We start from the raw sequence: 26,232 nt of genomic DNA on the forward strand, positions 1-26,232 counted from the left end.
CCGTTTGCTTAAAAATGGATTCTACCATCGCTTTTTCAGATATACAGCACTTTTTGCACTCAACATGCGGCAAATCCGACCACTTTTTGCTCAGCCAATCGTTTTCCTCAACATGTAGTAGACCACAACTCCCGCGACCACAAGTCCGCCGCCAAAACGACGTAAAACATTTTCCGGCAGTTGCGCCAGTGCCGAAACCATTTTTTTCCATGCGCCGGGATACAGCATCGGTCCCAGCCCTTCGAGGACTAATACCAGAGCAAGCGCCAACCAGATTGTTGAATTCATTTATCGCCCTTATAAAAGAAAACCACCGGCATCCTTTGGATGCGGTGGTTTTGCTGGTCTAAAACCGCTGACGCTATTTTAGCGTGTCGTCGAACTCGGTGTCTTCATGTAGCGGAAGAAATCGCTGTCCGGGCTCAGTACCATCACGTCCTGATTACCTTCGAAGCTCTTCTCGTAAGCGCGCAGACTACGAATGAACGCGTAGAAATCAGGGTCCTGACTGAACGCGTCGGCAAACAGCTTCGCGGCTTCAGCATCACCTTCACCACGCATGATACGCCCCTGACGCTCGGCTTCCGCCAGAGTTTTCGTCACCTCATAGTCAGCAGCCGCACGCAGTTTTTCCGCTTCTTCCTGACCTTGTGAACGATGACGGCGCGCGACCGCTTCACGCTCGGCGCGCATACGGTTGTAAATCGCCTCAGAAACCTCGGTCGGCAGGTTGATCTGCTTAATACGCACATCGACCACTTCGATACCCAACGCCGCCATACTGTTCGGGTTGATGACCGGTACTTTACCTTTGGTTTCCGCCGTGACGCGTTCCGCCGCTTCGGCAATCGCGTCATCCGCCGCCGGGGTCGCCACTTCATCATCGGTACCGGCTGAACCGGAGTTCAGCGCGTCGCGCACTTCCAGAGTCAGACGACCACGAGAATCGGTCACGATGTCTTTTACGTCCAGGCGACCAATCTCAGAACGCAAACGGTCCGAGAATTTACGTTTTAACAGCACTTCGGCTTGCGAAATATCGCCGCCGCCGGTCGCCAGATAGTAACGGCTAAAGTCGCTGATACGCCATTTGATGTAGGAGTCGACAATCAGGTCTTTCTTCTCTTTAGTCACAAAGCGATCGGCCTGGTTATCCATCGTCTGGATACGCGCATCAAGCATTTTCACTGATTCAATAAACGGGATCTTAAAGTGCAGACCCGGCGCGTAAACCAGCGGTTTGTTCTCATCGTCACGCAGAACTTTACCAAAACGCAGCGTAATGCCACGCTCGCCCTCTTTGACCACAAAGACGGACATGTAGAGCACTACCAGCACGATGATGATAATCGCAATAACTGACTTACGCATCGTTATTCCCCCTGACGCTGGTAGTCGTTACGCTGCGCATTCGCGCGGCGTTGGTCCATAATATCGCCCTGATTTGAGGACGACGTGTTGCTTGCTCCGCTGGCGTTAGACTTTGTGGACGGCGGCAGGCGCAGCAGGTTGCTGGCGCTATTGTCGCTCTTTGCCGCCGGCGCATTCCCGCCTTTCAGCATCTGATCTAACGGCAGCACCATTAAATTACCGCTCTTGTCGTTAACCAGTACTTTACGGGTATGGCTCAGCACTTTTTCCATCGTTTCAATATACAGACGCTCGCGTGTAATCTGCGGCGCGGCTTTATATTCCGGCAAAATCTTCGCAAACCGGGCGACTTCACCCTGCGCTTCCAGGATAGTCTGGGTTTTATAGGCGCGTGCCTCTTCCAGAATACGCTGCGCCTGACCGTTGGCGCGCGGCTGAACTTCGTTGGTATACGCTTCCGCTTCACGAATGTACTGCTGCTCGTTTTCACGTGCGGCAATCGCGTCGTCAAAGGCGGCTTTCACCTCTTCCGGCGGACGCGCAGCCTGGAAGTTCACGTCCAGCAGGGTAATCCCCATGTTGTACGGTTTGATAGTCTCTTCCAGCTCGCGTTGGGTATCGCTACGAATAACGGTACGACCTTCGGTCAGGATGCGATCCATCGTGTATTTACCAATGACGCCACGCAGCGCGCTGTCGGTGGCCTGACGCAGGCTATCGTCCGGGCTGGTCACGCTAAACAGATATTTCTGCGGATCGGTGACGCGGTATTGCACGTTCATTTCAACGCGCACGACGTTTTCATCAGACGTCAGCATCACGCCTGACGCCGCCAGTTCGCGCACCGCTTCGACGTTCACCGGCGTGACGTCGTCAATAAATGTCGGCTTCCAGTTCAGACCTGGCTCTACCAGATGGCTGAATTTACCAAAACGCGTCACAACGCCGCGCTCGGCTTCTTTAATGGTATAAAAACCGCTGGCCGCCCAGATAATGACTACTGCCGCCGCGGCGATGGCGACAATACGGCCTCCCAGTTGCGGACGCGGGCCTTGCGATGAGCTACCGCCGCCGGAACCGGTGCCTTTACCGCCCCCAAAACCACCGAGTTTTTTACTCAGCTTACGGAAGATATCATCCAGATCGGGAGGTCCCTGATCGCGGCCACCTTTGTTTCCATTTCCCCCAGAGTTGCTGCCAGGTTTGCTGCTTCCCCACGGGTCGCGGTCCTGTCCGTTATTACCGGGCTGATTCCACGCCATGTTTGTGCTCCATATTTGTTATGCGGTGATCCCCGTTGTCTTTCGACCTCAGAGGATAAGGCGAAATTACTCCATGCTTCAGACGAACCGCCGTTACAGACATCATCTTTCAGACTGCGTCCTGAGTGGCGGCTTTTTTACCCCAGGTCACTTCGTTGTGAGCTCCTGAAATTCTCTCAGCTACCGCTTCAATACGACCTGAATGACTTCGCGTCTAGATCACGTATTCGATCAACGCCGGTTCTTGTTTACAGAGGCGACGCCAGTCGACAATCGGCATTCGTACCTGCAGACTGACGCTACCGTCTTCCTCCATCCACTCTTTTTCTATTGCCTGAAGCTGATAAAACCGGCTTCTCAGACGCCCTTCCTGCGGCGGCAAACGCAGCGTATGCTGCGCCACCTCGCCGGAAAGACGCTCCGTCAAAGCCTGAAAAAGCTGTGGTATTCCCACGCCGCTTTGCGCTGAAAGCCAAACGCGGATGGGTTTATTCTCTTCATCTCTGTCGATACGCGGTTCAAAGTCGTCCAGCATATCGATTTTGTTCATCACCATTAAGGTGGGGATTTCGTGAGCGTCAATCTCTTCAAGAACGGTGTTTACCGCCTCGATGTTTTCCTGCACACGAACATCCGCCGCATCGACCACATGCAGCAGCAGCGTTGCCTGACGCGTCTCCTGCAGGGTAGCTTTAAAGGCAGCCACCAGATCGTGCGGTAAATGGCGGATAAAGCCTACCGTATCCGCCAGAACGGTTTCACCGACATCCGCTACATCAATACGACGTAACGTGGGGTCCAGCGTCGCAAATAGCTGATCTGCCGCATAGACCCGCGCTTCAGTGATCTGATTAAAAAGGGTGGATTTTCCGGCGTTGGTATAGCCCACCAGCGATACCGTCGGAACGTCGGCCTTGATGCGCGACTGCCGCCCCTGCTCACGTTGCTTCTCAACTTTCTCCAGGCGCGACTGAATCTGCACAATGCGATTACGCAGTAAACGACGGTCGGTTTCGAGTTGGGTTTCACCCGGACCGCGCAAACCAATCCCGCCTTTCTGACGTTCAAGGTGGGTCCAGCCACGCACCAGACGCGTAGCCAGATGGCGTAGCTGCGCCAGCTCAACCTGCAACTTACCTTCATGGGTACGCGCACGCTGGGCAAAAATATCTAAGATAAGACCGGTGCGATCGATAACCCGGCACTCGCACAAACGCTCCAGGTTTCGCTCCTGGGCTGGACTCAATGCATGATCAAACAATACGACCGCTGCGCCAGTCGCTTTCACGGCTTCCGCAATTTCAACTGCCTTACCTTCACCTACAAAGTACTTCGGGTGCGGTGCTTTACGGCTACCGGTAATCACCTGCATTGCTTCGACACCGGCGGAAGAGACCAGAGATTCAAACTCCTGGAGGTCTTCCATATCTTTGTCTTGCGAAAAATAGATGTGTACCAGTACCGCCTGCTCACCGGCATCATAACGGTCAAACAAGCGTAAACCCTCTTAATAACCAGCGGGGGCGATTATCCGACGCCCCCGACATGGATAAACAGCGCGTGAACTTATTCAGTCTCTTCGCTGTCCTGTTGCGCAGTAGAACCCTGCGCGTTGCTACCGTGATGGTAGTTATTGCTGGCGCCGCCACCGGCATTGTTGCTGTGATGGGAAACCGGGCGAGACGGGACAACAGTAGAAATCGCGTGCTTATAAACCATCTGGCTGACCGTGTTCTTCAACAGGATCACGAACTGATCAAAGGACTCGATTTGACCTTGCAGCTTAATACCATTCACCAAATAAATAGAAACTGGAACACGTTCCCGACGCAATGCGTTCAGGAACGGATCTTGTAAAGATTGCCCCTTAGCCATTCTCTTTTCCTTATATGCTTATTTGTACTTTGAACCTTTCGATTCTGAAAAATTGCGCACGATACGTCTCAATTGTACACATTCAGTCTGCGATAGCACCAACAACCTGTAATACTTCTTTTCGCGCCCGATCGGGATTCTCACTGTCAAGCCAGCGCACCCCTTCCCAACCGCGCAACCAGGTCATCTGGCGCTTCGCCAACTGTCTCGTGGCGCAAACACCTCTATAAACCATTTCATCATATGAGATTTCGCCCTCAATGTATGACCACATCTGGCGGTATCCCACACAACGGATGGAAGGCAAGTCCGTATGCAAATCTCCTCGGGCAAAAAGCGCCCGGACTTCTGCTTCAAAACCTGAAGCCAACATCTGATGAAAACGCAGCTCAATGCGCTGATGGAGCAGTTCACGGCTCGCCGGGGCGATAGCGAACTGATGCACCTGGTACGGTAGCGCGTCTCCTGACGTTTGCGTTAGCTCCGTTAAAGTTTTACCCGAAATGAAAAAAACTTCCAGTGCCCGGGAAAGTCTTTGCGGATCATTTGGATGAATTCGCGCGGCGGCAACCGGATCTATCTCCTGAAGTTGCTGATGCAACGCCTCCCATCCAAGCTCCGCTGCTTGCTGCTCTATCCGGGATCTGACTTCCGGATCTGCTGAAGGCAACGGCGATAACCCTTCCAGCAATGCCTTAAAATACAGCATGGTACCGCCCACTAACAGCGGGATACGCCCCGCAGCGGTGATCTCCGCCATTTGCGCTAACGCGTCGCGGCGAAAATCCGCCGCCGAATACGCCTGCGACGGGTCGCGTATATCTAACAGTCGATGCGGCGCCGCTTTCAGCTCATCGGCATTCGGCTTAGCCGTGCCAATATCCATTCCCCGATAAATGAGGGCGGAATCAACGCTTATCAACTCTACTGGCAAAACTTTACGCAGTTCTATCGCCAGCGCCGTTTTGCCGGAGGCCGTCGGCCCCATCAAAAATATCGCCTTAGGCAGGCTCGCCTTGCTTACATCATTCATGCTTCAGGGCGTTCATCGCCGAATGTAAATCAACAGGTTGTAACAGGCCACCCGGCGGCGCTTTTACCAGCTGCGGACATAGCCGCTCAACATCCGCCAGCAGCGATATGGCCTGCGCCATCGACCACTGCGGATGTTCGCTCTGCACATTACGCGCTATCCATTGTGCAATATTGACCGTTGCAAATGTGGTCTGTTGCGCCAGGTAGCCTATCAGTTCAGGAATCAAGATTTGTAAATTTTGTTGTCGTAAGGGTAAAGGCACCGCCCGAATGGTCACATGCTGCGCATCTGACTGAAATTCAATACCCAATTCTCCCAACAAAGATTGGGCTTGTTGCAGCGCGGCTTTTTCATCGGCGCTCACTTTTAAACGCAGCGGAATCAGCAACGGCTGCGCGCAAACCGGACTTTGACCCGGTGTAAGCTGCGCCTGACGCAGCCAACGCTCCGCAACCGGCAGCGACAAGAGCTGGATAGTCCCCGCGTGTTCCAGCAACGCGCAGTCACCGCCGACTATCGTCAGTACGCGACCAAAACTCTGGCTATGTCCGTCAAGCGCAGGCGCAACCGGCTCCGGCGCGGGGCTCGTCGCCGGCGTCTGTAAAAGCGCGCGATAAACCTCGCCCTGCTGCTTCTGATAACCTGGCTGCGCGTGCGGCCAACCACCTGCGGACTGACGCCCGCCGTTACCGCCCGATGCGCCGCCGGAATAACGCGGTGTCGCGGGCTCGCGCGCCGCAGTTGGCTCGGCGGGTACAGCAAAATGGTTGCGCCCGGCGGCGATACGGTTTTCCGGGACATGCCGCGGCGCTGGCGCAATCTCCTCCAGCGGCAGCGTCGTTTCCGTCTGCTGTTGCAGAACGCTCAGCACCCCTTGATAGATGAAGTCGTGCACCAGCCGGGATTGATGAAAACGCACTTCGTGCTTGGCGGGATGAACATTGACATCCACCTGATGCGGGTCAATCTCCAGATACAGCACAAACGCAGGCTGTTGGTCCGCGCCCAGTTTATCTTCACAGGCCTGGCGAATGGCATGGTTGATCAAGCGGTCGCGCATCATGCGGCCATTCACATAGCAGTACTGGATCTCCGTTAACGCCGTGGTGGTGTGATTCGGATCGGCGACCCAGCCGCGCAGGGTCAGATCGCCATGCTGCCACTCGATCGCCAGTGCCTGTTCGAGAAACGGCGTCCCGCAGATGGCGCCTAACCGGCGCTCTTTTTGCCCGTCCTTTGCGACAGCGCGATACTGCCGTACCAATTTGCCGTTGTGCGACAGGTTAAGCGTGACGTCAAAACGGGCCAATGCAATACGACGGATGATCTCATCGATGTGATTAAATTCCGTTTTTTCGGTACGCATGAATTTGCGCCGGGCGGGCGTATTATAAAAGAGATCCAGAACTTCCAGGGTGGTGCCGACCGGGTGCGCGGCGGGTTTTACCGTCACGTCCATGTCGCGCCCTTCAGCATACGCCTGCCAGGCTTCCGCCTGCTCCGCCGTGCGCGACGTTAGCGTCAAACGCGAGACCGAACTGATACTGGCCAGCGCTTCGCCGCGAAATCCCAGACTGATAATCGCTTCCAGATCGTCAAGCGAGGCGATTTTACTGGTGGCATGACGGGCCAGCGCCAGCGCCAGCTCCTCTTTTTTAATGCCGCAGCCATTGTCGCGAATACGAATAAGCTTCGCGCCGCCACGCTCGATGTCGATATCAACGCGGGTGGCGCCTGCATCCAGACTATTCTCTACCAGCTCTTTAACAACCGACGCAGGGCGTTCCACCACTTCGCCAGCGGCGATTTGGTTCGCAAGCTGCGGCGGCAGAACCTGAATCGGCATGAAATCTCCTTAATTCGCGGCGGTTATAGCGCCAGGCTGGTTGGTACTGACCGTCTGGCCTGGGCCGCCCTGCGGCGCAGACTGGATCGGATGCGCTGCAAAGTACTTACGCAACCCCCGGTATATAGCGTCAGCAATCTGCTGCTGATAGCGGTCGCTCGCCAGCAATCGCTCTTCGCCGTGATTACTGATAAAGCCCGTCTCCACCAAAATGGACGGGATATCCGGCGAACGCAACACGCCCAGGCTAGCGTGTTCCGGGCGACGTTTATGCAGCGACCCCACGCCGTCGAGTTGGCTTAGTACGTTCGTCGCCACATCATACCCTACCCGCTGCGAATGACCGAATTGCAAATCCAGTACCGCCTGGCTCAGGTAAGGGTCTGACTGACTGTTCGCCAGCACATCGCCAGCGCCGCCTAACAGTTCGGATTGCTTCTCATGCTGCTCAAGCCAGTTTGCCATTTCGCTATTCGCGCGACGATTGGACAATACCCAGACGGAGGCGCCGGTGGCGTCGCGATTTGGCGCGGCATCCGCATGAATAGAGACAAGGAAGTTGGCGTTTTGCTTACGCGCCACGTCAGACCGCCCCATCACCGAAATAAAATAGTCGCCGTCACGCGTCAGCACGCCTTTAAACATCGGATCGTTATTCAGCAATGTGCGTAACTTACGCGCGATAGCGATGGTGACATTTTTCTCGCGCGTACCGCCCGGGCCTATTGCGCCGGGGTCCTGGCCTCCATGTCCGGCATCAATAGCAATCACCACTTTATCGCCAGCGCCTGCCGACGCGCGCGCCGCAGGCCGCGTAACGGTATTGCTGCTGGTTACGCCGGTCAGGCGATCATCAGAAGATTTAAACGGATTACGGGCCGGCTCCGTCGGGCGGGGCGCGCTTTCAACCCGTTTCGCGACGACAGGCGGCGGTGGCGGCGGAACATCGGCATTAATGGTGAAAATGACCGTATAGTTGCCGCCGTTTTGCCGCTTCACAGCCTCGGTTTTACCATTTTCCGTCAGATCGACAAGCAACCGTAAAGATTGCGCATCTTTCGGCGTTCCGGCACGGATCGTTTTCACCAGATTGTTACCGCTAAACTGAAGCGGCAGCCCCTGAATCACGCCGGTCTGCCTGATATCCAGCGCCACGGTACGTTTACCGTCCTGTGAGTAAGCATATTCCGGCTCGCCGATAAAACTCAGCGTAATGCGCGCCTGCTGCTCGCCGTTGGACACCTGAATATCAGAGAGACTGGCGGCGCCCGCCTGCGCGCACAGCAGGATTAAGGCTGCTATTACGGCATTTTTGATGCGATAAATCATCCCGCCACCTTTATAGCTAATCGGCTAAACGCGCCAGTAACGAATGACCCGATGAGGATACCGCGCTTACGCGAGCCTCACGCCCCTGCGCCTGGTAATCAATATGGATTTCGACGTCCGGGTCGGGGAGAACGCCTTTACCTTGTTGCGGCCACTCCACCAGACAAATGGCGTCGTTGGCGAAATAATCGCGAATACCCATAAACTCCAGCTCCTCCGGGTCCGCAAGACGGTATAAGTCGAAGTGATATACCATCATGTTATCAAGCGCATAAGGCTCTACCAGCGTATAGGTGGGGCTTTTTACATTACCGTTATGGCCTAACGCCTGTAAAAATCCCCGGCTAAACGTCGTCTTACCGGCACCTAAATCGCCATACAGATAAATAACGGTCGCGCCATCGCAGGCGTTGGCTACCCGTTGCCCCAGGTCTAGCGTCGCCTGTTCGTCAGGTAGCGGAATTACTCGATTCATCATGGTTTACGTCAATCACATCAGGGTTAACAATACGCCGCAGCGTAGTAAAAAGATCGGTCGCCAACATGCCGCGAGCGCCATAACGCGCTGCCAGTAAGTCCGCCGCCGCGCCGTGAGCCACACATCCCACACATGCCGCATCATACGGGGTAAACTTCTGTCCGAGCAATGCGCCGATGATGCCGGACAGGACATCGCCCATTCCGCCGCTCGCCATCCCCGCATTACCAGCGTCAATGATAGCCAGAGGGTGGTGTTCAGCGGCGATAATCGTTCCTGCGCCTTTTAACACGACCACGCCTCCATACCGTTTTACCAGACGCTGTGCTGAAAGTAAGCGATCACTTTCAATTTCTGCCACAGAACATCCTAACAGGCGGGCAGCCTCTCCCGGATGCGGCGTAATCACGCGATTGTGACGTTTATCAGGATTGATTGCCAGTAGGTTCAACGCATCCGCATCCCACAGCATAGGTTTACGGACGTTTTCTACTTTCTGTAAGGCTTTTTTGCCCCATTCCTGCTGCCCAAGCCCCGGGCCGATCACCACAACGTCAGCCCAGGTCAGGCTCTCTTCCAGCGACTGAGGCGTGAGTTCATGTACCATCAGTTCCGGGCGGGCCGTCAGCAACGGCGCGATGTTTTCACCGCGAGTCAGAACTCTGACCAACCCAGCCCCCGTACGCAGCGCCGCCTCGCCAGCCATCCGAATTGCGCCCGCTGTTCCCTGGTCGCCGCCAATAATCGCCAGACGACCATGATCGCCCTTATGCGAGGTCGGTCGACGCGGCGTTAGCCATTGCCCCAACTGCGTCGCGTCAAAACGCCGGAGCGGCGGCGTCTGGCTCGCCAGCCAGCCTTCCAGTCCCAACGCGTCATAATGCAATATGCCGGTAACGTCACGCGCTTTGCCGGTCAGCAGGCCTGGTTTCAGGGCGATAAACGTGACCGTATGCGCGGCGCTTATCACCGCGCCAGGCGTGGCGCCCGTTTGCGCCAGCAGACCTGACGGGATATCGACGGCGACAACCGGCGCAGGATGGGCGTTCGCCTGTTCAATCAGACCGGCTACCGGGTCGCGCGGCGCCTGGGCTATGCCGGTGCCAAGCAGCGCGTCGATAATCAGATCCGTCGCTTCCGGCCAGATAATATCGGCAGCATGGATAATGCCGCCAGCATTCAGCCAGGCATCGCGCGCCTGCGCCGCTTCTTCAGGTAACGGTTTGTCGCTCTCCTGCGCCAGCAACGTTACGCTAATGCCCGCCGCTTGCGCTAGTCGCGCCACGACGTAACCATCGCCGCCGTTGTTGCCATGACCACACAACACCAGCCAGTGTCGGGTGTCAGGATAACTGTCACGGGCTACCCGAAATGCCGCGTCGCCAGCGCGCAGCATCAATTCATAGAGTGTGAGTCCGAAGGCATCCGCCGCATCGCGTTCCAGCCGTTTGATGTCATCGGCGGGCCAAATGGAGTGTGGTATACTTACAGGGTTTTTCTTCATGTTATGGTCCATCATGTCAAAGCCCCTCGATCTCAATCAGTTAGCGCAAAATATTAAGCAGTGGGGGCTGGAGCTGGGCTTTCAGCAGGTCGGTATTACTGATACCGACCTGCGCGCATCCGAACCTGCGCTGCAGGCGTGGCTGGACAAACAATACCACGGCGAGATGGCATGGATGGCGCGCCACGGTATGATGCGCGCCCGGCCTCATGAACTCTTACCCGGTACGCTACGTGTCATCAGCGTGCGCATGAACTATCTGCCCGCCAACGCCGCGTTTGCCAGTACGTTGAAGGATCCCACGCTGGGCTACGTTAGCCGATATGCGCTGGGGCGTGATTATCACAAGCTGTTACGCAGCCGCCTTAAAAAACTGGGCGAGCAGATCCAACAGTACTGCGGTTCGCTGAATTTTAGACCGTTTGTCGACTCTGCGCCTATTCTTGAACGCCCATTAGCGGAAAAAGCCGGACTTGGCTGGACGGGTAAGCACTCACTTATCCTTAATCGGGAGGCAGGCTCATTCTTTTTCCTGGGGGAATTGTTGATTGATTTACCGCTGCCGGTCGACCAGCCGGTCGAGGAAGGTTGCGGCAAATGCGTCGCCTGTATGACCATTTGCCCGACCGGGGCGATTGTCGAACCGTATACGGTGGACGCGCGGCGCTGTATTTCTTATCTCACCATTGAGCTGGAAGGCGCTATTCCGGAAGTATTTCGCCCACTGATAGGCAACCGTATTTACGGCTGCGATGACTGCCAGCTTATCTGTCCGTGGAATCGTTACTCTCAGTTGACCGACGAAGCAGATTTTAGCCCACGCAAGGCGCTGCATAACCCAGATTTGCTTGAGTTGTTTAGCTGGAGCGAAGCGCAGTTTCTGAAAGTCACTGAAGGTTCTGCGATTCGGCGCATTGGCCATTTACGCTGGCTGCGCAATGTTGCCGTCGCGCTGGGGAATGCGCCGTGGAGTAATGCCGTCATTACGGCGCTGGAAAGCCGCAAGGGTGAGCATCCACTTCTTGATGAGCATATCGAATGGGCGATTGCGCAACAAATTGAAAAGCGCAACGCCTGCATCATTGAAGTGCAGCTACCGAAAAAACAGCGTCTGGTCAGGGTGATTGAAAAAGGGCTGGTGCGCGATGCCTGAATTATTCACAGGCTGTGTATAAAAATAAAAACACATTGCGATTCAAGAGGGAAAAAAGGAACAGACAATAACGCTAACGTTTTGAAATCTTATTTTTTCTATACTTTTCAGTAAATTATAGAAATTCTACGCGTCAGGTATGATTTTTTGCATTCCAGGAGTAATGGGCCGTCCTGTGGATAAGTCTGTTTACAAGGATCTGACGAAAGCGGAACAAAACGTGCCCCAACGCGATATTCGTTGTGGATAATTTCACTGTAGATAAGAATTGGAGCGGGAAACGAGACTCGAACTCGCGACCCCGACCTTGGCAAGGTCGTGCTCTACCAACTGAGCTATTCCCGCATAATCTTCGTCTTTCGAACCGCTACTGCGTTGGCTGCCTTCACTCGCCTGAGTCACTTACTTCAGTAAGCTCCTGAGGACTCATTCAGTTGCCGCCTTGTCGCAATTCGAAATCCTGCGATTGGTGGTCTGTACTTAACAAGTACTTTCAAATTTGGAGCGGGAAACGAGACTCGAACTCGCGACCCCGACCTTGGCAAGGTCGTGCTCTACCAACTGAGCTATTCCCGCATAATCTTCGTCTTTCGAACCGCTACTGCGTTGGCTGCCTTCATTCGCCTCAGTCACTTACTTCAGTAAGCTCCTGAGGACTCATTCAGTTGCCGCCTTGTCGCAATTCGAAATCCTGCGATTGGTGGTCTGTACTTAACAAGTACTTTCAAATTTTGGAGCGGGAAACGAGACTCGAACTCGCGACCCCGACCTTGGCAAGGTCGTGCTCTACCAACTGAGCTATTCCCGCAAATTTGTTGCTGTCGTAATTCGCATTTCTGCGTCGTTACGGGAGGCGCATTATACGAGAAATCCATTTAGCTGCAAGCCCCTGAACGCATTTTTTCGCGATTTTTGTTTGAATGCTGATTAAATCACCAAACAAGACAAAAAACGAGCAAAGCGCGCGCTATGCAACAAAAAACTTTTCACGCCACGCCTAAAGGCACAGAATCAGAATAGCACCCTGCGCCAAAAAAAGAATAGCACGGTGACCACAACATCCAACTGATATCAGGGATCAAGATGAAAAAAAAACTTATTGTCATGCTGTTAGCCAGCCTCTCCGTTCACGCCGCTTCCGTTTCCGCCAGAACATTACATTTTGGCACCTCTGCCACCTATGCGCCCTATGAGTTTGTCGATGCCGATAATAAAATTGTTGGTTTCGATATTGATGTCGCCAACGCGGTCTGCAAAGAGATGCAAGCGGAGTGCTCATTTACTAACCAGAGCTTTGATAGTCTGATCCCCAGCCTACGCTTCAAAAAGTTTGATGCGGTGATCGCCGGTATGGATATGACGCCCAAACGTGAGCAGCAGGTCTCCTTTAGCCAACCCTATTACGAAGGTCTATCGGCGGTAGTCGTCACGCGTAAAGGGGCTTATCACACTTTTGCCGATCTGAAAGGCAAAAAAGTCGGTCTGGAAAACGGTACAACGCATCAGCGCTATTTGCAGGATAAACAACAAGCTATCACGCCTGTCGCCTATGACAGCTATCTAAACGCCTTTACCGATCTGAAAAACAACCGTCTTGAGGGCGTGTTTGGCGATGTCGCCGCGATTGGTAAGTGGCTAAAAAACAATCCGGATTACGCCATCATGGATGAACGCGCCAGCGATCCTGACTACTACGGAAAAGGGTTAGGCATTGCGGTACGCAAAGGCAATGACGCGCTATTGCAAGAAATTAATGCCGCGCTCGACAAGGTGAAAGCGTCGCCGGAATATGCGCAAATGCAAGAGAAATGGTTTACGCAGTAATTCAGTGGCGGGAGAGCTGCCGGATGAGACGCTCTGGCGTTGCCATCCGGCATGTTACGCCTCACAGCTTAATGAAATGCTCGCGGTAGTAAGCCAGCTCCGCCACCGACTCGCGAATATCATCCATCGCCTGGTGCGTGCCCTGCTTGGTAAAGCCGGCCAGAATCTCCGGCTTCCAGCGGCGCGCCAGTTCCTTGAGCGTACTGACATCCAGATAGCGATAGTGGAAGTAAGCCTCCAGTTCCGGCATATATTTAAACAGAAAACGACGATCCTGACCGATACTGTTACCGCAAATCGGCGACTTACCCGCAGGCACCCACGTTTTCAGAAATTCAATCGTCGCCAGTTCAGCGTCTCGTTCGCCCATCGTACTTGCCTTAACGCGATCTACCAGGCCGCTGCCGGTATGGGTGCGCACGTTCCAGTCATCCATTAACGCCAGTTGCGCATCGGATTGATGTACCGCAATCGTCGGCCCTTCCGCCAGAATATTCAGACTGGCATCCGTCACCAGCGTGGCTATCTCAATAATGCGATCGCGCTCGGGGTCCAGACCTGTCATCTCCAGATCGATCCAAATCAGGTTGTTTTCATCGGCACTCATGCTATTTTCCACCCTTCAGAGGTCACATTCACTGTGACTATATTCATCTACAATTGCGTGTATCATAGATGTTTTGCCCACTATGGGCGACCAGGAGCCAGTACGATTGAGCAAAAATAAACTCTCCAAAGGCCAGCAGCGCCGTGTGAACGCCAATCACCAGCGTCGTTTAAAAACGTCCGTGGAGAAAGCCGACTACGATGACAACCTGTTTGGCGAGCCTGCAGAAGGTATCGTCATTAGCCGTTTTGGTATGCATGCCGATGTGGAGTCTGCTGACGGCGAGGTTCACCGTTGCAATATCCGCCGCACTATCCGTTCGCTGGTGACGGGCGATCGCGTCGTCTGGCGTCCGGGCAAAGCCGCCGCAGAGGGCGTCAACGTAAAAGGCATCGTTGAAGCGGTGCATGAGCGCACCTCGGTATTGACGCGCCCGGACTTCTACGACGGCGTGAAGCCTATTGCCGCCAACATTGACCAAATCGTTATCGTCTCCGCGATTTTGCCGGAGCTGTCGCTGAATATCATCGATCGCTATCTGGTCGGCTGTGAAACCCTACAGGTTGAGCCGCTTATCGTACTCAATAAAATTGATCTGCTGGACGACGAAGGTATGGACTTCGTTAATGAGCAGATGGATATCTACCGCAATATCGGCTATCGCGTGTTGATGGTCTCCAGCCATACGCAGGATGGTCTGAAACCGCTGGAAGAGGCGTTAACCGGTCGCATCAGTATTTTTGCCGGGCAGTCCGGCGTCGGAAAATCCAGTCTGCTAAACGCTCTGCTCGGCTTACAGAACGAGATTCTGACGAACGATGTGTCGAATGTCTCCGGTCTGGGTCAACATACCACTACCGCTGCTCGTCTGTATCATTTCCCGCATGGCGGCGATGTCATTGATTCCCCCGGCGTGCGCGAGTTCGGCTTATGGCATCTGGAGCCGGAACAAATCACCCAGGGCTTTGTCGAATTTCATGACTATTTGGGACATTGCAAATACCGGGACTGCAAGCATGACGCCGATCCAGGCTGCGCCATTCGCGAAGCGGTAGAGAACGGCGCTATTGCGGAAACCCGTTTCGAAAATTATCACCGAATTCTTGAAAGTATGGCGCAGGTAAAAACGCGTAAAAACTTTTCTGATACGGACGACTGACAGATACGCTAGGCGTCGTTAGAATCGTCCCCTTTTTTCAGGATACCGGTATAACTGCCGGTTCAGGAACAACAATGGCCTGGAGGCTACCTTGTTAAACTCATTTAAACTTTCGCTACAATACATTCTGCCGAAACTATGGCTCACTCGCCTGGCGGGCTGGGGCGCAAGCAAACGAGCAGGATGGCTGACAAAACTGGTTATCGATCTCTTCGTAAAGTATTACAAAGTTGATATGACTGAGGCGCAAAAAACGGATACCGCCAGCTATCGTACGTTCAATGATTTCTTTGTTCGTCCGCTGCGTGATGACGTGCGTCCGCTCAATACCGATCCTAACATCCTGGTTATGCCTGCCGACGGCGTGATAAGCCAGTTAGGTCGTATCGAAGAAGATAAAATTTTGCAGGCCAAAGGCCATAATTACAGCCTTGAGGCGTTGCTGGCGGGTAACTACCTGATGGCGGATAAGTTCCGCAACGGCACGTTTGTGACCACTTACCTCTCTCCTCGCGACTACCATCGCGTGCATATGCCATGCAACGGCATCCTGCGCGAAATGATCTACGTACCGGGCGATCTGTTCTCCGTTAACCATCTGACCGCGCAAAACGTCCCCAACCTGTTTGCCCGCAACGAGCGCGTTATCTGTCTGTTTGATACCGAGTTCGGTCCTATGGCGCAGATTCTGGTCGGCGCAACTATTGTCGGCAGTATCGAAACCGTCTGGGCGGGGACCATTACCCCGCCGCGCGAAGGCATCATCAAGCGCTGGACCTGGCCAGAAGGCGAACATGAAGGGTCTGTCGCCTTGTTGAAAGGCCAGGAGATGGGGCGCTTTAAACTGGGTTCCACGGTCATCAACTTATTTGCGCCGGGGAAAGTGAATCTGATCGCGTCGCTGGCAAGCCTGTCCGTTACCAAAATTGGCCAACCGCTGGCGACGTCGACCGAAACATTCGTCGCGCCGGAGGTAGAACCTGCTCCGCTGCCGGCAGAAGAAATTAAAGCCGAACACGACGCCAGCCCGCTGGTTGACAATAAAAAAGACGACACCTAATCAAGAGAGAATGCTGACGTGCGCCTGATTATCGCTTTTCTGATGGCCTGGTGCCTCAGCACGGGGGCGTTCGCCGCAACGGCCCCCGACGCCAAACAAATCACGCAGGAACTGGAGCAGGCAAAAGCGGCGAAGCCCGCTCAGCCGGAAGCCGTTGAGGCGCTCCAGACTGCTTTAAACGCGCTTGAAGAGCGAAAAGGCTCGCTTGAGCGCGCGAAACAATATCAACACGTTATTGATAATTTCCCTAAGCTATCCGCCTCCTTGCGCGCCCAGTTGAATAATCTGCGCGATGAGCCTCGCAGCGTACCGCCAGAGATGTCCACCGAAGCGTTAAATCAGGAGATCTTGCAGGTTAGCAGCCAGCTACTGGATAAAACCCGCGAGGCGCAACAGGAGCAGGAGCGCGTCAGGGAGATCGCCGACTCGCTCAGCCAGCTTCCCCAACAGCAAAACGATGCCCGCCGCCAGCTTAATGAGATTGAGCGACGGCTCGGCGCCGCAGGCGGAAGTGCCGCGCTTAGCCAGGCGCAAAGTCTCAGTATGCAGGCGGAGTCCGCCAAACTAAAAGCGTTAGTCGACGAACTGGAGTTGGCGCAACTGTCCGCCAACAACCGGCAGGAACTGGCTCGTCTGCGTTCCGAGCTGGCGGAAAAACAGAGTCAGCAACTGGATGCGTATCTTCAGGCGCTGCGCAATCAGCTCAATAGCCTGCGTCAACGTGAAGCGGAACGCGCGCTGGAAAGCACTGAGCTGCTGGCGGAAAACAGCGCCGGTTTGCCGGAAGGCATCGTCGAACAATTTAAAGTCAACCGCGAGCTGTCACAGGCGCTCAATCAACAAGCGCAGCGGATGGATCTGGTCGCCTCGCAGCAGCGACAGGCCACCAGCCAAACGTTACAGGTGCGCCAGGCGCTCAATACGCTGCGGGAGCAGTCGCAATGGCTTGGCGTGTCCAACATGCTTGGCGAAGCGCTGCGCGCGCAGGTCGCCCGTCTGCCAGAGATGCCTAAACCGCAGCAGCTTGATACGGAAATGGCGCAGCTACGCGTTCACCGTATGCGCTATGAAGAATTACTCAATAAACAGCCGCAGCTACGGCAAATACGTCAGGCCAATGGACAACCACTGACCGCCGAGCAAAACCAGATTCTTGACGCCCAGCTTCGCACTCAGCGCGAGCTGCTCAACTCTTTGTTACAGGGCGGCGACACGCTGATCCTGGAGTTGACCAAACTGAAAGTCTCCAACAGCCAACTGGAGGATGCGCTTAAAGAGGTTAATGAAGCGACCCACCGTTATCTGTTCTGGACCGCTGACGTTAGCCCGCTATCGCTCTCCTGGCCTGTTGATTTGGTTCAGGATTTACGTCGGCTTATCTCATTAGATACGTTTAATCAGTTAGGTAAAGCCAGCATCATGATGCTGACCAGCAAAGAGACGCTACTGCCGTTATTCGGCGCGCTGGCGCTGGTCGGGTTTAGCCTCTATTCACGCCAACACTTCAACCGGTTCCTTGAGCGCTCGGCCTCGCGCGTCGGGAAAGTCACCCAGGATCACTTCTCGCTGACGCTGCGAACGGTGTTCTGGTCGATTCTGGTCGCCTCGCCGCTGCCCGTCTTGTGGGCGACGCTCGGCTATGGTCTACAGGAAGCCTGGCCGTATCCGCTGGCCGTCGCCATCGGCGATGGCGTGACGGCGACAGTACCGCTGTTGTGGGTAGTCATGATTTGCGCCGCGTTTGCCCGCCCTAATGGTCTGTTTGTGGCGCATTTCGGCTGGCCGCGAAACCGGGTAGCGAAAGCAATGCGCTACTACCTGATGAGCATTGGGCTGATCGTGCCGCTCATCATGGCAGTGATCATGTTTGATAATCTTAACGATCGGGAGTTTTCCGGCTCGTTGGGCCGCCTTTGCTTCATCCTGATATGCGGCGCGCTGGCGCTGGTCACGCTGAGTCTGAAAAAAGCGGGCATCCCGCTCTATCTTGATAAAGAAGGCAACGGCGACAACATGGTCAACAGCCTGCTGTGGAATATGTTGATGGGCGCGCCGCTTATCGCGATTCTGGCGGCGGCGGTGGGTTATCTGGCCACGGCGCAGGCGCTACTGGCGAGACTGGAAACCTCGGTCGCCATCTGGTTCCTGTTGCTGGTCATCTATCACGTCATTCGCCGCTGGATGCTGATCCAACGACGCCGACTGGCTTTTGACCGCGCCAAACATCGTCGGGCGGAAATGCTGGCGCAGCGCGCGCGCGGCGAAGAAGAACCGACGCACTCCTCCAGCCTGGAAGGCGCGGTCGACATCGATGAAAGTGAAATCGATCTTGACGCTATTAGCGCTCAGTCGCTGCGTCTGGTCCGCTCAATTCTGATGCTTATCGCCCTGCTATCGGTAATTGTACTGTGGTCGGAAATCCACTCGGCATTCGGCTTCCTGGAGAATATTTCGCTGTGGGATGTCACCTCTACGGTGCAAGGCGTGGAAAGCCTGGAGCCGATTACCCTCGGGGCGGTGCTCATTGCGATTCTGGTCTTTATCATCACCACGCAGTTGGTGCGTAATCTGCCCGCGCTGCTGGAACTGGCGTTATTACAGCATCTCGATTTAACGCCTGGTACCGGTTACGCCATCACGACCATCACCAAATATCTGTTAATGCTGATTGGCGGGCTGGTCGGTTTCTCAATGATCGGCATTGAGTGGTCGAAGCTACAATGGCTGGTGGCCGCGCTCGGCGTTGGGCTTGGTTTTGGCCTGCAAGAAATTTTCGCTAACTTTATCTCCGGCCTGATTATTTTGTTTGAAAAGCCGATTCGTATCGGCGATACGGTGACCATTCGCGATCTCACCGGCAGCGTGACCAAAATCAATACCCGCGCCACCACCATCAGCGACTGGGATCGTAAAGAGATTATCGTGCCGAATAAAGCCTTTATCACCGAACAGTTTATCAACTGGTCGCTGTCTGACTCCGTTACGCGCGTGGTGTTAACCATCCCGGCACCGGCGGATGCCAATAGCGAAGAGGTGACGCAAATTCTACTGACGGCGGCGCAGCGCTGTTCTTTGGTGCTGGATAACCCGCCGCCTGAAATCTTTCTGGTGGATCTCCAGCAGGGTATTCAGATTTTCGAACTGCGTATCTATGCTGCGGAAATGGGACACCGTATGCCATTACGCCATGAGATCCACCAATTGATTCTGGCGGGCTTCCGCGAGCACGGTATTGATATGCCGTTCCCGCCGTTCCAGATGCGTCTGGAGAGTCTCGGCGGTAAACAAACGGGGAGAACGTTAACGTCAGCGGGTAAAACCAGCCGCCCGGCGGGGAGTTTGTAGCGCATGATCCAGGCAAGAAATGCCGGATGCGACCCGTGGGGTCTTATCCGGCATACGGCCTTTACTCCGCCGCCCACTCCGGATCAGCGCTCATGCGGCTGCTGTAATTCTGATAAATCGCCATCGCCAGCAGCGAGAAGAAGATCGGGCCGCCGATCATCCACAAGGCGCTGTCCCAGTCCCCAGCTTCAATCACTGGCTGGATGATGGTAAAGACGTTGGCAAACGTCACCACCAGCACCACAACACCCGTCGCGACCAGGGTAGAGGCTTTGGTTTTAAAGAGAACAAATGGCCGCTCCAGATCCTGACGCGCTTTAAAGAAGGGAAATGCCAGCGCAAGGAACAGGTATGGCAAGGTCATTGAGACGTTCGCCATCAGCGTGAGTTTGTTATAAAACGCCGATGCGGTGTCACCGCCAAAAGAGACCAGCAAAATAAACAGACTCACCAGCACGCACTGTAGCCACATAGCGGTCGCCGGCATACCGTTAGCGTTCAGTGTCGTCATCGGCGCGGGCCACAACGCTTTTGGCGTCCCCTGAATAATGGCTTTCAGCGGTGAATAGCTCAACGTAAAAAACGCGCCAGTATAAGCCAGAAACATAGAAAGGCCGGTGATACGCGCAAACCAGACGCCCACCGTCATCGCTGCGTCCGGAGAAAGGTTTAACACGTTACCTAATGTCGTGCCTAAACTCGACATCAGAATGTAGGTGATATTCCCTAAGTTAACGGCGCTATTACTTAATATCTGTTGCCAGTTAGTGCTGACGCCCCATAAAAAGATCGCCAAAGAATAACCAATTGAAATCACAATAGCCGCGAAAACAATACCTTTCGCAAAATTCTTTTCCGGTTTCTCGGTTTTATCCACCAGTCCGCCGACAGCCTCAATACCGCCGTAAGCAAAAATAGCAAATACCACAAATGACAACATTGCCAGGCCGGAGTGATAACCCGGATTCGGTGACGAGGTAAAATTAATTTCTTGTGCAAAATGCCCACCATTTAATAACAAAATAGCGACACTCACTAACAATAAAACTAAATTAAGGCACATTACGGCAATACCTCCGACCGCCGTAATTCGCGCAATTTTATTGATCCCTCTGGCGGCGACACACGTCACCAGAATCATCCAGCCGACGGCGAGCAGCCCGACAACCTGCGTAGGCTCAAGCCCCGCAATACGCCAGTGCTGCGTCATATCGGCGCCAAAAACAAAAGTAGAAAACGGTACCCAAATTTTTGCCGCCGTACTTACCATCCATATGACATACGATGAAAACCACATAAACGTGCCGATAAACGCGTAACGTGGCCCCACGCTATTATTCATCCACGAATAGATCCCGCCCTCTTCTTTGCGATAAGCGGAACCCATTTCAGCCATCATTAAGGCGAATGGAATAAAAAACAGCAAGGCAGAAAATATATACCACGGGATTGCGCTATACCCCATTAAATAAAACGCCGACGGGCTATTCGCAAAACCAAAAACAGAAGTAAAAATCATCAGGATAAGCCCAATAAGGCTCATCTTTTTTATCGTGTGGGTCATTCAACCATCCCTTACGCTCGAGCGCGTTTGCCAGACGCCGCTCACCGATTGACGCCGCCTTCTTTTTTACAAAGGTCAGCGATAAAAAAATCAACACAGGATTGATACCTAAATGGCATCAAAGTTCCAGCCTTATGTTGTGGCAAACAGAGGATAATTGAAAAAATATGCTACAAAATGGCGCTTATTGCGCCATTTTATCTCGCCAAAGAGTGAATTTCAGATTTACGCCCGATCGACCGTAAAAGCAATCACGTCCGCCAGGCTTTCTGCTCCCAGCGCCAGCATCACCAGACGATCAACACCCAGCGCCACGCCGGAACAATCCGGTAGACCGGCGGCCAGCGCATCCAATAGATTTTGGTCAATCGGCTGCTGCGGCAGACCGCGCGCGGCGCGCTTACGATTGTCCTGTTCAAAGCGCTGTTGTTGCTCACGTGCGTCCGTCAGTTCGTGGAAACCATTCGCCAGCTCAATACCTTTGTAGTACACCTCAAAGCGCTCGGCGACGCGATGATCCTCGGTACTGATTTGTGCCAACGATGCCTGACTTGCCGGAAAGTGATAAATAAAGGTCGGCTTTTCTTTACCTATATGCGGCTCAACCCCCATCGTGAACAACAGTTGCAGCAACGTATCACGGTCTTCTTCCGTATCGGCGATATTGCTTAAATCAAGCTTTGCCGCCGCCTCACGCAGTTGCGTTTTATCTGCTGACAACGGGTCAATCTCCAGATGGCGCTGAAACGCCTGTTGATAGGAGAGACTTTCCGCAGGTTGACAATCCAGCACTTGCTGAAGCAAATCATCCACTTCATTCATCAGGCGGTACATATCGTAATGCGGGCGATACCACTCCAGCATAGTGAATTCCGGATTATGATGTCGTCCCATCTCTTCATTACGGAAACTGCGGCATAGCTGGAAAACCGGGCCGCACCCTGCCGCCAGCAGGCGTTTCATATGGTATTCCGGACTGGTCATTAAATAGAGGTTCATCCCCTGGGAATGGCCAGGTCCGACGAAACGCGTTTCGAACGGGAACAGATGAATGTCTGTGACCGTCGCCTGACTCATGCAGGGCGTCTCAACCTCAAGCACTCCACGATCGGCAAAGAAACGACGGATTTCCGCCATAATCGCCGCACGTTTTAATAAATTGGGGATGGACGCGCTCGGCTGCCAGGTTGCCGTTTCGCTCATGATTCTTTCTCCAGTTTAAGACAAGGTCACGAAGTCTACTCGCAACGCGCGGGCGAAACAAATTTTGCGCAGGCGTATCGGGCGCCTTCTGGAGGGTAAAAAAAGTGATTTCAGATGGTTTAGTAATTAAATTAATCAAAATCAATGATAATTCATCCCTCTGATACGCTAAAAAAATCGAACACGTCAAATTTCCCTGACATCCCTGAGACTATACTGTTGTACCCATAAAGGAGCAGTGGAAACGCATTCATACTTCGCAGAACCCAGAGGCTTTATCTGGCTGCGCGAGGGTGAAATTACAATAATCTGGAGGAATGTCGTGCAAACCTTTCAAGCCGATCTTGCCATTATAGGCGCCGGTGGCGCGGGATTACGTGCTGCAATTGCTGCCGCACAGGCGAATCCCAATGCTAAAATCGCACTGATCTCAAAAGTGTACCCGATGCGCAGCCACACCGTCGCTGCCGAAGGGGGTTCAGCCGCTGTCGCCCAGGATCATGACAGCTTTGACTACCATTTTCACGATACGGTAGCAGGCGGAGACTGGCTGTGTGAGCAGGATGTCGTGGATTACTTTGTCCACCATTGTCCCACTGAGATGACGCAGCTGGAGCAATGGGGCTGCCCGTGGAGCCGCCGTCCGGACGGTAGCGTTAACGTGCGTCGCTTCGGTGGTATGAAAATCGAGCGTACCTGGTTCGCCGCGGATAAAACCGGCTTCCATATGCTGCATACCCTGTTCCAGACTTCCCTGCAGTTCCCGCAAATCCAGCGCTTTGACGAACATTTTGTGCTGGATATTCTGGTTGATGACAACCATGCGCGCGGCCTGGTGGCAATGAATATGATGGAAGGCACGCTGGTGCAAATCCGTGCCAACGCCGTGGTAATGGCGACAGGCGGCGCAGGCCGCGTATACCGCTATAACACCAACGGCGGCATCGTCACCGGCGACGGGATGGGCATGGCGCTGAGCCACGGCGTTCCGCTGCGTGATATGGAATTCGTTCAGTATCACCCGACCGGCCTGCCAGGTTCCGGTATCCTGATGACCGAAGGTTGCCGCGGTGAAGGCGGTATTCTGGTCAATAAAAATGGCTACCGTTACCTGCAAGACTACGGCATGGGCCCCGAAACGCCGCTGGGCGAGCCGAAAAACAAATATATGGAACTGGGGCCGCGCGACAAAGTATCCCAGGCTTTCTGGCACGAATGGCGTAAAGGCAACACCATCTCCACGCCGCGCGGCGATGTGGTTCACCTCGACCTGCGTCATCTCGGCGAGAAGAAACTGCATGAACGTCTGCCGTTCATTTGCGAACTGGCGAAAGCCTATGTCGGCGTCGATCCGGTTAAAGAACCGATTCCAGTACGTCCGACCGCGCACTACACCATGGGCGGCATTGAAACCGACCAGAACTGTGAAAGCCGTGTCAAAGGGCTGTTTGCCGTTGGCGAATGCTCCTCTGTTGGCCTGCATGGCGCGAACCGCCTCGGTTCCAACTCACTGGCGGAACTGGTGGTATTTGGTCGTCTGGCTGGCGAACAAGCAATGGAACGCGCTGCGACGGCAGGCGCCGCAAATAGCGCCGCGCTCGACGCCCAGGTTGCCGATATTGAACAACGTCTGAAAAATCTGGTGAACCAGGAAGGCAACGAAAACTGGTCGAAGATCCGCGATGAGATGGGTCTGTCTATGGAAGAAGGTTGCGGTATTTACCGTACCCCGGAACTGATGCAGAAAACCATTGATAAACTGGCCGAGCTTCAGGAACGTTTCAAGCGCGTACGTATCTCCGATACCTCCAGCGTGTTCAACACTGACCTGCTGTATACCATCGAACTGGGTCATGGTCTGAACGTGGCGGAATGTATGGCGCACTCTGCGCTGGCGCGTAAAGAGTCCCGCGGCGCGCATCAGCGTCTGGATGAAGGCTGTACCGAGCGCGACGATGTGAACTTCCTCAAGCACACCCTCGCCTTCCGCGATGCTGATGGCACGACCCGTCTGGAATACAGCGACGTGAAAATCACCACCCTGCCGCCAGCCAAACGTGTTTACGGCGGTGAAGCGGAAGCAGCCGATAAGAAGGAGAAGGCGAATGGCTGAGATGAAAAACCTGAAAGTTGAGGTGGTGCGCTATAACCCGGAAACCGATACCGCGCCGCACAGTGCTTTCTATGAAGTTCCTTATGATGAAACAACATCGCTACTGGACGCGTTGGGCTACATCAAAGATAACCTGTCGCCAGACCTGAGCTACCGCTGGTCCTGCCGTATGGCGATCTGTGGCTCTTGCGGCATGATGGTCAACAACGTCCCTAAACTGGCGTGTAAAACCTTCCTGCGCGATTACACCAACGGTATGAAGGTGGAAGCGCTGGCGAACTTCCCGATTGAGCGCGATCTGGTTGTCGATATGACGCACTTTATCGAAAGCCTGGAAGCGATCAAACCGTACATTATTGGCAACTCTCGCACGCCAGATCAGGGGCCGAATGTCCAGACCCCGGCGCAAATGGCGAAGTATCACCAGTTCTCCGGTTGCATCAACTGTGGTCTGTGCTACGCCGCGTGCCCGCAGTTCGGTCTGAATCCTGAGTTTATCGGACCGGCTGCGATTACGCTGGCGCATCGCTATAACGAAGATAGCCGCGATCACGGTAAGAAGGAGCGTATGGCGCAGTTGAACAGTCCGAACGGCGTATGGACCTGTACTTTCGTGGGCTACTGCTCCGAAGTCTGTCCAAAACATGTCGATCCGGCTGCGGCCATTCAGCAGGGTAAAGTGGAAAGCTCGAAAGACTTTCTTATCGCCACCCTGAAACCACGCTAAGGAGTGCAACATGACGACTAAACGCAAACCCTATGTGCGGCCGATGACGTCCACCTGGTGGAAAAAACTGCCGTTTTATCGCTTTTATATGCTGCGCGAAGGCACAGCGGTGCCGGCAGTCTGGTTCAGTATTGAACTGATTTTCGGTCTGTTTGCGCTCAAACACGGCGCGGAATCCTGGATGGGATTCGTCGGCTTTTTACAAAACCCGGTGGTAGTGATCTTAAACCTGATCACCCTGGCGGCCGCGCTGCTGCACACCAAAACCTGGTTTGAACTGGCGCCGAAGGCGGCCAATATCATTGTAAAAGACGAAAAAATGGGGCCAGAGCCAATCATCAAAGGGCTTTGGGTGGTCACTGCGGTAGTCACCGTAGTCATTCTGTATGTTGCCCTGTTCTGGTAAGGAGTCCCGGATGATTAATCCAAACCCAAAACGTTCTGATGAACCCGTATTCTGGGGACTGTTTGGCGCAGGCGGTATGTGGGGCGCGATCATCGCGCCGGTGATCGTGCTACTGGTTGGCATCATGCTGCCGCTGGGGCTATTTCCGGGCGATGCCCTGAGTTTTGAGCGCGTACTGACGTTCGCCCAAAGCTTTATTGGTCGCGTTTTTCTGTTCCTGATGATTGTGCTGCCGCTATGGTGTGGCCTACACCGTATGCACCACGCGATGCATGACCTGAAAATCCACGTGCCCGCGGGCAAATGGGTCTTTTACGGTCTGGCGGCAATCCTGACCGTTGTGACGGCGATTGGCGTTATCACTCTCTAA

The 26,232-nt window shown here is 54.2% G+C and carries 22 protein-coding genes and 3 tRNA genes; 9 read left to right on the top strand and 16 right to left on the bottom strand.

Annotated features, from left to right (window positions below; all coding sequences use genetic code 11):
• Nucleotides 1-90: 90 nt before the first annotated feature.
• The 10 genes from J4614_RS08895 to nnr all read right to left on the bottom strand — a co-directional run bounded on the left by J4614_RS08895 (nucleotide 91) and on the right by nnr (nucleotide 10,716).
• Nucleotides 91-288 carry a DUF2065 family protein gene (locus tag J4614_RS08895; RefSeq protein ID WP_001089290.1) on the bottom strand — a complete coding sequence of 66 codons (198 nt, stop codon included), beginning with the start codon at nucleotides 286-288 and terminating at the stop codon, nucleotides 91-93.
• Between the two features lie 78 nt (nucleotides 289-366).
• Complete coding sequence (gene hflC, locus J4614_RS08900; protein WP_001232417.1) at nucleotides 367-1,371, bottom strand: protease modulator HflC; 1,005 nt, start codon at nucleotides 1,369-1,371, stop codon at nucleotides 367-369.
• A 2-nt stretch (nucleotides 1,372-1,373) separates the two neighbouring features.
• A complete protein-coding gene (gene hflK / locus J4614_RS08905) occupies nucleotides 1,374-2,633 on the bottom strand; it encodes an FtsH protease activity modulator HflK (RefSeq protein WP_000312505.1) in 1,260 nt (419 codons plus the stop codon).
• Nucleotides 2,634-2,847: 214 nt separating this feature from the next.
• A complete protein-coding gene (gene hflX, locus J4614_RS08910) occupies nucleotides 2,848-4,128 on the bottom strand; it encodes a ribosome rescue GTPase HflX (RefSeq protein WP_000460338.1) in 1,281 nt (426 codons plus the stop codon).
• Nucleotides 4,129-4,199: 71 nt separating this feature from the next.
• The gene (gene hfq, locus J4614_RS08915; protein ID WP_001051875.1) at nucleotides 4,200-4,508 is read right to left on the bottom strand and encodes an RNA chaperone Hfq; all 309 of its coding nucleotides are present in this window, start codon (nucleotides 4,506-4,508) and stop codon (nucleotides 4,200-4,202) included.
• 82 nt (nucleotides 4,509-4,590) lie between these two features.
• Complete coding sequence (gene miaA / locus J4614_RS08920; RefSeq protein ID WP_001000734.1) at nucleotides 4,591-5,541, bottom strand: tRNA (adenosine(37)-N6)-dimethylallyltransferase MiaA; 951 nt, start codon at nucleotides 5,539-5,541, stop codon at nucleotides 4,591-4,593.
• The gene (gene mutL / locus J4614_RS08925; protein WP_001527559.1) at nucleotides 5,534-7,390 is read right to left on the bottom strand and encodes a DNA mismatch repair endonuclease MutL; all 1,857 of its coding nucleotides are present in this window, start codon (nucleotides 7,388-7,390) and stop codon (nucleotides 5,534-5,536) included. The genes miaA and mutL overlap by 8 nt, the downstream gene beginning before the upstream one ends.
• A gap of 9 nt (nucleotides 7,391-7,399) precedes the next feature.
• On the bottom strand, nucleotides 7,400-8,719 hold the full coding sequence (gene amiB, locus J4614_RS08930; protein ID WP_000640363.1) for an N-acetylmuramoyl-L-alanine amidase AmiB: 1,320 nt from the start codon (nucleotides 8,717-8,719) through the stop codon (nucleotides 7,400-7,402).
• A gap of 16 nt (nucleotides 8,720-8,735) precedes the next feature.
• A complete protein-coding gene (gene tsaE, locus J4614_RS08935) occupies nucleotides 8,736-9,197 on the bottom strand; it encodes a tRNA (adenosine(37)-N6)-threonylcarbamoyltransferase complex ATPase subunit type 1 TsaE (RefSeq protein ID WP_000981984.1) in 462 nt (153 codons plus the stop codon).
• Complete coding sequence (gene nnr / locus J4614_RS08940; RefSeq protein WP_000968675.1) at nucleotides 9,169-10,716, bottom strand: bifunctional ADP-dependent NAD(P)H-hydrate dehydratase/NAD(P)H-hydrate epimerase; 1,548 nt, start codon at nucleotides 10,714-10,716, stop codon at nucleotides 9,169-9,171. Before nnr ends, tsaE begins: the two co-directional genes overlap by 29 nt.
• Between nnr and queG the strand changes: the two genes are divergently transcribed.
• Nucleotides 10,715-11,854, top strand: a complete 1,140-nt coding sequence (gene queG / locus J4614_RS08945; protein WP_196774675.1) for a tRNA epoxyqueuosine(34) reductase QueG — start codon at nucleotides 10,715-10,717, stop codon at nucleotides 11,852-11,854. The genes nnr and queG overlap by 2 nt on opposite strands.
• A 269-nt stretch (nucleotides 11,855-12,123) precedes the next feature.
• On the opposite strand, the gene J4614_RS08950 is transcribed toward queG, so the two are convergent.
• From J4614_RS08950 to J4614_RS08960, 3 genes are all read right to left on the bottom strand, one after another.
• Nucleotides 12,124-12,199 (bottom strand) — tRNA-Gly (locus J4614_RS08950).
• Nucleotides 12,200-12,354: 155 nt separating this feature from the next.
• A tRNA-Gly gene (locus tag J4614_RS08955) sits at nucleotides 12,355-12,430 on the bottom strand.
• A gap of 156 nt (nucleotides 12,431-12,586) precedes the next feature.
• Nucleotides 12,587-12,662 (bottom strand) — tRNA-Gly (locus J4614_RS08960).
• Nucleotides 12,663-12,937: 275 nt separating this feature from the next.
• Here J4614_RS08960 and J4614_RS08965 point away from each other — a divergent pair.
• Entirely contained in the window at nucleotides 12,938-13,678 is a 741-nt protein-coding gene (locus J4614_RS08965) for an arginine ABC transporter substrate-binding protein (protein ID WP_000727897.1), read from the top strand.
• A 61-nt stretch (nucleotides 13,679-13,739) separates the two neighbouring features.
• Here J4614_RS08965 and orn read toward each other — a convergent pair whose 3' ends face one another.
• A complete protein-coding gene (gene orn, locus J4614_RS08970) occupies nucleotides 13,740-14,285 on the bottom strand; it encodes an oligoribonuclease (protein WP_001271546.1) in 546 nt (181 codons plus the stop codon).
• Between the two features lie 106 nt (nucleotides 14,286-14,391).
• On the opposite strand from orn, the gene rsgA reads away from it, so the two are divergent.
• The 3 genes from rsgA (at nucleotide 14,392) to mscM (ending at nucleotide 19,849) form a co-directional block, all read left to right on the top strand.
• Nucleotides 14,392-15,444 (top strand): small ribosomal subunit biogenesis GTPase RsgA, encoded by a 1,053-nt coding sequence (rsgA, locus tag J4614_RS08975; protein ID WP_000041988.1) that lies wholly within the window; start codon nucleotides 14,392-14,394, stop codon nucleotides 15,442-15,444.
• A gap of 91 nt (nucleotides 15,445-15,535) precedes the next feature.
• Complete coding sequence (gene asd / locus J4614_RS08980) at nucleotides 15,536-16,504, top strand: archaetidylserine decarboxylase (RefSeq protein WP_208293139.1); 969 nt, start codon at nucleotides 15,536-15,538, stop codon at nucleotides 16,502-16,504.
• A gap of 18 nt (nucleotides 16,505-16,522) precedes the next feature.
• Nucleotides 16,523-19,849: a miniconductance mechanosensitive channel MscM gene (gene mscM, locus J4614_RS08985; RefSeq protein WP_208293140.1), complete on the top strand. Its 3,327-nt coding sequence runs from the start codon at nucleotides 16,523-16,525 to the stop codon at nucleotides 19,847-19,849.
• 61 nt (nucleotides 19,850-19,910) lie between these two features.
• Here mscM and yjeM read toward each other — a convergent pair whose 3' ends face one another.
• Both yjeM and epmA read right to left on the bottom strand, forming a co-directional pair.
• Nucleotides 19,911-21,413, bottom strand: coding sequence for a glutamate/gamma-aminobutyrate family transporter YjeM (yjeM, locus tag J4614_RS08990; RefSeq protein ID WP_183046155.1), 1,503 nt, complete (start codon nucleotides 21,411-21,413; stop codon nucleotides 19,911-19,913).
• Nucleotides 21,414-21,638: 225 nt separating this feature from the next.
• Nucleotides 21,639-22,616, bottom strand: coding sequence for an elongation factor P--(R)-beta-lysine ligase (gene epmA, locus J4614_RS08995; RefSeq protein ID WP_000004797.1), 978 nt, complete (start codon nucleotides 22,614-22,616; stop codon nucleotides 21,639-21,641).
• 322 nt (nucleotides 22,617-22,938) lie between these two features.
• Here epmA and frdA point away from each other — a divergent pair, with 322 nt between their 5' ends.
• Genes frdA through frdD form a run of 4 tightly spaced genes read left to right on the top strand, consistent with a single transcriptional unit; the run spans nucleotide 22,939 to nucleotide 26,232 of the window.
• Nucleotides 22,939-24,729 (top strand): fumarate reductase (quinol) flavoprotein subunit, encoded by a 1,791-nt coding sequence (frdA, locus tag J4614_RS09000; RefSeq protein ID WP_001192952.1) that lies wholly within the window; start codon nucleotides 22,939-22,941, stop codon nucleotides 24,727-24,729.
• Nucleotides 24,722-25,456, top strand: a complete 735-nt coding sequence (gene frdB, locus J4614_RS09005) for a fumarate reductase iron-sulfur protein (RefSeq protein WP_000829509.1) — start codon at nucleotides 24,722-24,724, stop codon at nucleotides 25,454-25,456. Before frdA ends, frdB begins: the two co-directional genes overlap by 8 nt.
• 10 nt (nucleotides 25,457-25,466) lie before the next feature.
• The gene (gene frdC, locus J4614_RS09010) at nucleotides 25,467-25,862 is read left to right on the top strand and encodes a fumarate reductase subunit FrdC (RefSeq protein WP_000208749.1); all 396 of its coding nucleotides are present in this window, start codon (nucleotides 25,467-25,469) and stop codon (nucleotides 25,860-25,862) included.
• Between the two features lie 10 nt (nucleotides 25,863-25,872).
• A complete protein-coding gene (frdD, locus tag J4614_RS09015) occupies nucleotides 25,873-26,232 on the top strand; it encodes a fumarate reductase subunit FrdD (RefSeq protein ID WP_000609650.1) in 360 nt (119 codons plus the stop codon).

The sequence above is a fragment of the Salmonella sp. 32031103-2018-00083-FB-01-SM-01 genome (assembly GCF_017571995.1).
GTDB classification, from domain to species: domain Bacteria; phylum Pseudomonadota; class Gammaproteobacteria; order Enterobacterales; family Enterobacteriaceae; genus Salmonella; species Salmonella enterica.